Source organism: Emticicia sp. (assembly GCF_043780375.1).
Classification (GTDB): domain Bacteria; phylum Bacteroidota; class Bacteroidia; order Cytophagales; family Spirosomataceae; genus Emticicia.
The window spans coordinates 37,025-46,672 of sequence record NZ_JAYWCU010000049.1 but is presented as its reverse complement, the minus strand read 5'-3'; the positions used below and the strand labels follow the sequence as shown (position 1 = coordinate 46,672).

General features: G+C 37.1%; 7 protein-coding genes. All 7 read left to right on the top strand.

What is annotated here, in order from left to right:
- Nucleotides 1-209: 209 nt before the first annotated feature.
- The 7 genes from ACH2CJ_RS03490 (at nt 210) to ACH2CJ_RS03460 (ending at nt 9,627) form a co-directional block, all read left to right on the top strand.
- A complete protein-coding gene (locus tag ACH2CJ_RS03490; RefSeq protein ID WP_394990763.1) occupies nt 210-437 on the top strand; it encodes an SHOCT domain-containing protein in 228 nt (75 codons plus the stop codon).
- 27 nt (nt 438-464) lie between these two features.
- Nucleotides 465-1,526, top strand: coding sequence for a hypothetical protein (locus ACH2CJ_RS03485; RefSeq protein ID WP_394990762.1), 1,062 nt, complete (start codon nt 465-467; stop codon nt 1,524-1,526).
- Between the two features lie 34 nt (nt 1,527-1,560).
- Nucleotides 1,561-1,779, top strand: coding sequence for a heavy-metal-associated domain-containing protein (locus ACH2CJ_RS03480; protein ID WP_394990761.1), 219 nt, complete (start codon nt 1,561-1,563; stop codon nt 1,777-1,779).
- Nucleotides 1,780-1,803: 24 nt separating this feature from the next.
- Nucleotides 1,804-2,862, top strand: a complete 1,059-nt coding sequence (locus ACH2CJ_RS03475) for a class I fructose-bisphosphate aldolase (RefSeq protein WP_394990759.1) — start codon at nt 1,804-1,806, stop codon at nt 2,860-2,862.
- 11 nt (nt 2,863-2,873) lie between these two features.
- Nucleotides 2,874-3,908, top strand: a complete 1,035-nt coding sequence (locus ACH2CJ_RS03470) for a type II glyceraldehyde-3-phosphate dehydrogenase (RefSeq protein ID WP_394990758.1) — start codon at nt 2,874-2,876, stop codon at nt 3,906-3,908.
- Between the two features lie 273 nt (nt 3,909-4,181).
- Complete coding sequence (locus ACH2CJ_RS03465; protein WP_394990756.1) at nt 4,182-6,680, top strand: copper-translocating P-type ATPase; 2,499 nt, start codon at nt 4,182-4,184, stop codon at nt 6,678-6,680.
- A gap of 292 nt (nt 6,681-6,972) precedes the next feature.
- The gene (locus ACH2CJ_RS03460) at nt 6,973-9,627 is read left to right on the top strand and encodes a cation-translocating P-type ATPase (RefSeq protein ID WP_394990754.1); all 2,655 of its coding nucleotides are present in this window, start codon (nt 6,973-6,975) and stop codon (nt 9,625-9,627) included.
- Nucleotides 9,628-9,648 lie beyond the last annotated feature (21 nt).

Below are 9,648 nucleotides of genomic sequence, written 5' to 3'. Positions count from 1 at the left end.
AGATATTTGTGACTTATGTGGCAGAGGTTCAAAGCTGTGAGGCTTGTATAGCAGAATTTGCTAAACACGGCGACCATTTCAAGGCTTGTATGGAAGCGTGTAAAAAATGTGCTGAGGCTTGTAAGACGTAATAGCATAATTTTCTTCGCAAGAACTTCATAAATAAGGTTTTGCAAAGAGATTTTTTTCAAATTAATAAAATAAAAACTATGGAAATGTACAACGGTTATCATTTTTGGGGGATGCACTTTATCTGGTGGTTCTTTTGGGCTGTAATGCTTTTTTGGATATTTGCTACACCATATAATATTCCTGGTCAGCGGAGAAAGAAGGATTCGCCACTTGATATTTTAAAGAAACGATTGGCTTCTGGTCAAATCACCAACGAAGAATATCAGCAGAAGAAAACAATGCTTGAAAGTGATTCGGCGAAATAATCAAGTTTCTCGCAAAAAAAATAAACGATGATAACGGTTAAAAAGGAAGGCATTCTCTTAGAGAAAACCACGCTCGGTTTTGAAAATGCGGGTGTTTTAAATCCTGGGGTCATAAGCGATGGTGGTTTTATTCATCTTTTTTACAGAGCTATGAGTAAAGACAATCATTCAAGTATTGGCTATTGCAAATTGAAAAACCCTTTTTCGATTGTAGAACGTTATGACCTACCTGTAATTTTTCCACAATTCGACTATGAATCACTTGGCGTAGAAGACCCACGTATTACAAAGATTGATGACCTTTTTTATCTGACTTACACCGCTTATGACGGCGTAAATGCTTTGGGAGCATTAGCTGTATCAAAAGATTTACAGCATTTCGATAAGAAGGGATTAATAGTTCCGCAGATTTCTTACGATGAGTTCAGTCGTCTCGCTGAATGTAAATGTATCATTCATACAAAATATCACCGTTACAATGAACGAGCGGGTGTACTTGGAAAGCAGGGTAAAAAAGTATTGGTGTATGATAAAGATGTAGTTTTCTTTCCAAGAAGAATAAACGGTAAATTATACTTCCTGCATCGCATAAAGCCAGATATTCAAATCGTTGCAGTAAATAATTTAGAAGAGCTTAATACTGAGTTTTGGCAACGCTACTTTCTTGATTTTAATGACCATATAGTGCTTTCCCCCAAATATGACCACGAAGTTAGTTTTATAGGTGGTGGCTGTCCACCGATAGAAACCGAAAACGGCTGGTTAGTGATTTATCATGCAGTTTATGATACTGTAGAAGGATATGTTTATTCTGCCTGTGCGGCATTGCTTGATTTGGAAAATCCACACATGGAGCTTGCACGGTTGCCTTACCCTTTATTTAAACCCGAAGAAGAATGGGAACTAAAAGGAGAAGTCAATAATGTGTGTTTCCCAACTGGGACTACCTTAGTTGAAGACACGCTGTACATTTATTATGGTGCAGCCGATGAACTAATTGCGTATGCCTCTGTCAGCCTTTCTGCATTGTTAAAAGAGTTAATGCTTAATACAAAAGAAGGAAAGGCAAGTTGTTGTGTAACAGCTTAAATATTCAACTGTAAAATTAATAAAAAAGCAAATTATGAAAGTAATAAAATTAAAAACAAATATTAATTGTGGTGGCTGTATTGCATCAGTAACGCCTTTTTTAAATGCCAATCCAGACATTAAAAAATGGGAAGTGGATACCATTAGCCCTCAAAAAGTGCTTACAGTTCAAACGGAGCATTTGGAAGCAAATGATGTAAAATCCATTGTTCAAAAAGCAGGTTTCAAGGCTGAAATATTACAGGAAATGTAGTAGCCCAATAAAACGAAAGTTATAATGAAAAATAAAAAAATCATAGAATTATTAGGCGACAAAGCGGATTATTTATTAAGCCATACTTGTACGACTATTGAAAAAAATACGATTCATCTGCCTTCAACAAATCATGTTTCGGAAATATGGCTTAATAGTAATCGCAACAATCAAGTGCTTCGCAGTTTGCAAACCTTATTAAGTCATGGACGGTTAGGCGGAACGGGGTATTGTAGTATTTTTCCCGTTGACCAAGGCATTGAACACAGTGCAGGTTCTGCTTTTTCGCCTAATCCGCTTTATTTTGACCCTGAAAATATCATTAAACTCGCCATTGAAGGCGGTTGCAATGCGGTTGCTTCAACTTTTGGTGTTTTGGGGATTATGAGCCGTAAGTATGCCCATAAAATTCCTTTTATTGTCAAAATCAATCACAATGAATTACTAAGCATCCCTAATCGCTATGACCAAACGCTGTTTGGAACAGTTAAAAACGCTTGGGATATGGGGGCAGTATCAGTGGGTGCAACTATCTATTGGGGCAGTCCAGAAAGTACACGACAACTGAAAGAAATTGCAGAGGCTTTTCAATTAGCACATGAATTGGGTATGGCAACTATTTTATGGTGCTATACTCGAAACAATGCTTTTAAGGTAGATGGTGTTGATTATCATACATCCGCCGACCTAACAGGACAAGCGAATCATTTGGGCGTAACGATTCAAGCAGATATTATAAAACAAAAATTGCCGACCAATAATGGCGGTTATTTAGCGACAAAACAAGGCAAAACAAGCCCACTTGTTTATGAAAAACTAACGACTGATCATCCAATTGACTTAACCCGTTATCAAGTACTTAATTGTTACAGTGGACGTGTTGGGCTTATTAACAGTGGGGGTGAAAGTTCGGGAGAGAGTGATTTAAAAGAAGCGGTTATCACAGCAGTTATCAATAAACGGGCAGGTGGAATGGGTTTAATTTTGGGTAGAAAAGCATTTCAACGCCCTTTTACTGAGGGGGTAGATTTATTGAACACTATTCAAGATGTCTATTTAGATAAGAATATAACGATTGCATAAATCATAACAACATGAAAAAAATAAAAGTAGCCGTTAATGGATACGGTGTAATAGGAAAACGGGTGGCTGATGCCGTTCAACTACAAGAAGACATGGAACTTGTAGGTGTTTGTGATGTCATTTTTGATTGGCGAATAAAGATAGCCTTGAGAAAAAATTATCCTGTTTATGCTTTTGACATCAATTTTCAAAAGCAAATGATGGAAAATAACATAACTACGGAGGGAACATTAGCCGAACTTATAAAAATATCCGATATAATAGTGGATTGCACCCCTAAGAAAATTGCAGCACAAAACATTGAATTGTATAAAAAGGCAGGATTGAAATTTATTGTTCAAGGTGGTGAAAAACATGAAACAACAGGACATTCATTTAGTGCAGAAAATAATTATGCAACGGCTTTGGGGCTTCAATCAACAAGAGTTGTTTCATGCAATACTACTTCAATTGTCAGAACACTTACTGCCCTCAAAAATGCTGGCTTATTGGGTAAAGCAAGAGGTACATTACTTCGGCGAGCCGTTGACCCTTGGGAAAGTCATCTTAATGGTATAATGAATACACTCGTGCCAGAACAAGATATTCCAAGCCACCAAGGTCCCGATGCTCAAACCGTTGACCCCTCATTGGATGTGCTAACAGTTGCCGTAAAAGTACCCGAAACATTGAGTCACTTGCACTATTGGAATGTTCAACTCACAAAAAAAGCAACAAAAGAAGAAGTTTTGGCAGCCTTTGGTACATCAAGCCGCACGGCATTTATTGATTACGCCGATGGGCTTACAGCCAATAACACTGTTAAGGAATTAATGCTTTCGCTCAATCGTCCATACGGCGATATGTATGAGGTCGCACTATGGCAGGATATGCTAAAAGTGGTAGGAGATGAATTGTTTTATGCTTATTTGGTTGACAATCAGGCTATTGTCATTCCTGAAACTATAGATGCTATTCGAGCTTTGACAGGTCTTGAAACAAAGGCGGAAAACTCAATACGTAAAACAAATGAGTCCTTAGGAATTAGGCGGGAAGGGTTTATTTAAACAAATGAATAATTTAAAACCTATAATTTTTTTATTTCCCGTAATCGCTTTGATTTTAATTGCGATACTGTATATGACATTGCAAAAAAAGCGACTTATAAGAGTGCCATCAATAGCTTAATTTTAATAATACCAGTTTTTGCATTTTTTTTAAATCTTAATATGGGAATTATTGCAAATGCCGCTTTATGGATGTATTAAAAAATAATTCAACAAAAAAATGGAACCAAAAGATGATGCAAAAATGGACCATAGTAAAATGATCACAGTAAAATGCAACATGGCAGCAACCCAAAAATGGGTATGGAAGGTCACGACCATAACATGATGATAGCTGATTTTAAAAATCGGTTTTATGTAGTGCTGATACTTACTGTTCCTATCATGCTTTTATCAATGATGATTCAAAAGTTCTTGGGAGTAAATTGGCAATTTACAGGTTCGCAATATATTTTGTTTGCCTTGTCAACAGTTGTATTTTTTTATGGCGGTTGGCCTTTTTTAAAAGGATTTGTGGATGAGGTAAAAACGAAAAGCCCTGGTATGATGATTTTGATTGGCTTTGCCATAACAGTTGCTTATACATATAGTGTAGCAATAGTTTTTGGATTAACTGGTATGGATTTTTTCTGGGAACTCTCCACACTAATACTCATAATGCTTTTAGGGCATTGGATAGAAATGAAATCCATAGCAGGTGCATCTAAAGAACTGGAATTACTGGTGCAATTAATGCCTGCCGATGCACACATGGTTATGCCTAATATGGTGCATGATGTAAAGACCGAAACACTGAAGGAGAAAGATATTATTTTAGTGAAGCCTGGCGAAAAAGTGGCAGCCGATGGGATAATATTAGAAGGAGAAAGTTACCTCAACGAAAGTATGCTTACCGGCGAAAGCAAACCTGTAAAAAAAGTGGTGGGAGAAAAAGTAATTGCTGGTGCCATAAATGGAAATGGCTCTATAAAAGTAACGGTATCTCATGCCGCAAAAGATTCTTACCTGTCGCAGGTTATAAAACTTGTGGACGATGCACAAAAATCAAAATCTAAAACTCAGTTACTGGCAGACATGGCTGCAAAATGGTTGACAATTATAGCCATCGTAGCAGGAATCAGTACATTTTTATTTTGGTATTTAACAGGGCAATCTTTAGCATTTGCCATGGAGAGGATGGTAACTGTAATTGTTATCTGTTGCCCTCATGCTTTAGGGTTGGCAGTACCTTTGGTGGTGGCAAAATCAACTGCTTTATCAGCAAAAAATGGCTTACTCATTAAGAACAGAACAGCTTTCGAAAATTCAAGAAAAATAACCACCATTGTATTTGATAAAACAGGAACATTGACCGTAGGTAAATTTGAAGTATCAAAAATTATTTCGCTGCAAAAGGAATTAAATGAAAATGAAATTATCCGCCTGGCATCTGCATTGGAACAACAATCTGAACATCCTATTGCAACTGGTATTTTACAAAAAGTAAAAGATTTAGCTATCACCATTCCTGCAACAGAAAATTTTAAAGCGATTACTGGTAAAGGTGTGGAAGCTACGGTAGAAGGTAAAAAAATATTGGTGGTAAGTCCGGGTTATTTAAAAGAAAAAAACATTGCCATACCTGAAGGCTTTGCTGCCAACGATACGGAAACTGTTGTATTTGTAATGGTGAATGATAAATTAGCGGGCTACATCGCATTGTCGGATGAAATACGGCCTGAATCTGCAGAAGCAATAAAAACCTTAAAAGAAAACAAAATCAAATCAATATTATTAACTGGAGATAATAATAAAGTTGCAAAAAGTGTAAGCGAAACTTTAGGGCTGGATAGTTTTTATGCAGAAGTATTACCAGACCAAAAATTAGAAAAAATAAAGGAGCTGCAAAGCAAAAAAGAATTTGTTGCCATGACGGGTGATGGGGTAAACGATGCACCAGCATTGGCACAGGCAGATATTGGCATAGCAGTGGGCAGCGGTAGTGATATCGCTGCAGAAACCGCTGGTATTATTTTGGTAAACAGCAACCCAAAAGATATTGTGAGCCTCATTTTATTTGGCAAAGCTACTTACCGTAAAATGATACAGAATTTAATTTGGGCTACGGGCTATAATGTAGTTGCATTGCCACTGGCAGCAGGTGTGTTGTATAAGCAGGGGGTTTTGCTAAGCCCTGCAATGGGTGCGGTTTTAATGACGGTGAGTACAATTGTAGTTGCCATCAATGCAAGTCTGTTAAAAGTAAAGAATGGCTCTGGTGAAAAAAACAATGACGAACAAAAACCTGAATTGATTAGTGATGCCAAAACTGAAACAAAGGAAGATCCTAAATCTGAAGCGGTAAATAAACCTCAATCTGAAATTAAAGACGATTCTAAAGAAAAAGCAGATCATGAACATGAGATTGATGCTGAGGCAAAATCTGACTCAAAAGAAGAGCCTACATCAGAAATGGGGGATAAATCTAAGGCTGAAGTTAAAGACGATTCTAAAGAAAAAACCGAACCTGAAGATGATGTAAATACTATGGCAAAACCCGAAATAAAAGCAGAGTCAAAAACTGAAATTAAACCTGAAACAAAAGACCAGACTAAACTTGAGGCAACTACTGATATGCCTTCTTCCTTAACGCCTGAGATAGTTACAAGGGTACACAAATTATACGAGGAGTTAGGTCGTGAAGAAGTTAAGGCTGTGCAGGAATGGGAAGAAACGCAAAAAGGGATTCCGGAAGCTGAAACCAAAGTTGAGCAGAAAACTAAAGATGAGTAAGAAGTCGGGAAGATGTACGTATAAATGGGAAAGCTTTCATAGTTGTTGTCAGGGCGTGGCAATCGGTATCAACATTTATTAAAAGCAAATAAGCTATTCAGAAAATTTCCATTTAATAACCCATCTTATATTTGGGTAGATGTGAAGACGACAGGGATGGGCAACTTTCTAAACTGGCAGTCCGACGATTCGGCTTAAATCCAGTTTTATTATGCTGGTCGTGCCGATGGCACTTTGAAAAAAATTAAAAAAAGGCTTAACTAAACGACATTGATTCATCATTCAACTTACTATGGAAAACATCCTCACTAATTTCACTTTTCATACAACTACAGTTGAAGAAGCCACTGTTTCGTTGAAAAGTGATGTGGAGAAAGGATTGACCCCAATTCAAGTAAAAGAGCGAATTGAACAATTTGGACTAAACACCATCAACGAAGAAAAACCCATCAGTCCATTTCAGATTTTATTCAGTCAATTCAAAAGCCCGATTGTTTTATTGTTACTTTTTGCAGCGGGTATGTCCTTTTGGTTCAAAGAATGGTTGGATGGAACTGCCATTGTTTGCGTCATATTTATTAATGCGGCTATTGGTTTTTATATGGAATTTAAAGCCCAAGTCTCTATGCTCGCTTTGAAAAAAATGGCGGCTGTTCCTGCAAAAGTATTGCGAGAGGGAAAGTTGACTGAAATCAATGCCGAAGAAATAGTGCAAGGTGATATTGTATTTGTAGATGCAGGTGATTTGATTCCCATAGATGGTAAAATAGTGCGTTCCACACAAGTCCTGATTGATGAATCTGCCTTGACAGGCGAATCCGTTTCTGTTGAAAAAAAAATGGGGGTATTGCCCGAAAATACGATTTTAGGCGACCGTACCAATATGGTTTTCAAAGGAACTTATGTTTTTAAAGGTAATGCTTACATATTGGTTTGTGCAACGGGTATGCAAACAGAATTAGGCAAAATTGCCAGTTTAGTCCATTTATCAGACCAAGCCGCTACGCCTTTAGAAAAGAAATTAGAGGTGTTTAGTAAAAAGTTGATTAAAATAACGGTGGGATTGGTCGTGCTTATTTTTGTCGCAGGATTGCTAAATGGGCAAAAATTTATGGAAATGTTGGAAACTTCCATTGCTTTAGCGGTAGCGGCTATTCCAGAAGGTTTGCCTATTGTGGTAACAATGTCGTTGGCTCAAGGTATGTTGAAATTAGCGAGATACAATGTGATTGTTAAAAAACTATCCGCCGTAGAAACATTAGGCGGTACAAATGTGATTTGCACGGATAAAACAGGTACGCTTACCCAAAATAAAATGGGAGTGGTTCTGATTAAGACCCCCTCAGTAAATTGGCAAAAAGATGCTGATTTTGAAGGTAATGAAGAGCAAGTTAAATTAATCACACAGGGTTTTATTTTATGCAATACCGCAAATCTTGAAATAGCTAATAATGAAACAAAAGAAATAGGCGACCCACTTGAAATTGCTTTATTAAAATTTGCCCAACTACAAGGCGGAGATATTACCGCAATACGCACCCAATTTAATAAAAAAGACGAAATTCCTTTTTCAAGCGAAACAAAAATCATGGCAACACTACATGAACACGAGGGTTCATATATCACTTTTGCCAAAGGTGCTTTGGAAGAGTTGCTGCCAAAATGCACACATATTTTGGAAAATGATACCGTGCCGATGGATAAGAGTAAACAAGATTATTGGATAAAAGAAGCAGAAGTATTTGCGGCTTCTGGTCATCGAATGATTGCCATAGCTTATCGTAAAGATAAGACTGAAACTACTTTATCAACTGATAGTCTTGTTTTTATAGGCTTAATAGGCATGATTGACCCACCAAGACCTGAAGTAAAAGCTGCCATTGAAGAATGCAAAATGGCAGGCATTAAAGTGGTGATGATTACGGGTGACCACCCGACTACGGCACAATATATAGGTGTACAATTGGGCATTACAGAAGCGGGTGAAGCGGTAATGATTGGCAAAGAAATGAAACACTTTGAAGATTTGACCAAAGAGGAAAAAAAGAAATGGCTGAATACAGATGTATTTGCCAGAGTCAATCCACAACACAAGCTCGATTTAGTCAAAGTTTTTCAAGAAAAAGGCTATGTTGTCGGTATGACAGGCGACGGCGTTAATGATGCACCCGCCATAAAAAAGGCAGATATTGGTATTGCTATGGGGCAGCGTGGAACGCAAGTCGCACAAGAAGTATCGGACATGATTTTAAAAGATGATTCATTCAAATCCATTGTCGTGGCTATCCGACAAGGACGGGTTATTATTGAAAATATTAAAAAATTTGTCACTTTCCTATTGTCCTGCAATTTGAGTGAATTATTAGTCATTGCTGTTGCAGCGGTTATGAATTTGCACTTTCAAATGCTGCCACTTCAAATACTTTTCATAAATATCATTACGGATGTATTGCCAGCTTTGGCCTTAGGGATAACAAAAGGAGGTGACAATGTGATGAAATTGAAACCCTTGAAGGCTTCTGTACCCATTATTGATAAAAATCGCTGGAAATTAATCTTTTTTTATGCGATTATCATGGCAAGCGTCTGTACCGCAGGTGTTTTGATAAATCATTATTTGTACCATAAAAATGATGTTTGGGATACGGCTCTATGCAACAACATCTTGTTCTTTTCTCTTATTCTTTGTCAGCTTTTACATGTTTTTAATATGGGAACAGGTACTTTTTTTAAGTCGGAAGTGATGCGTAATAAATATGTTTGGTATTCGATTTTGGTAAATATTATTATTGTGTTTGCTGCATTACAAATACCATTTGTGCGTAAAGCATTGAATATTGTACCAATGAACTTAAACGAATGGGTGGTTATTCTTGCAGTTGGTCTTTCATTTATGGTGACAGTTCAATTGGCAAAGGTTCTTAAACTATTCAAATCAAATAAATAAACGCTTAAAAATGCTTTTATA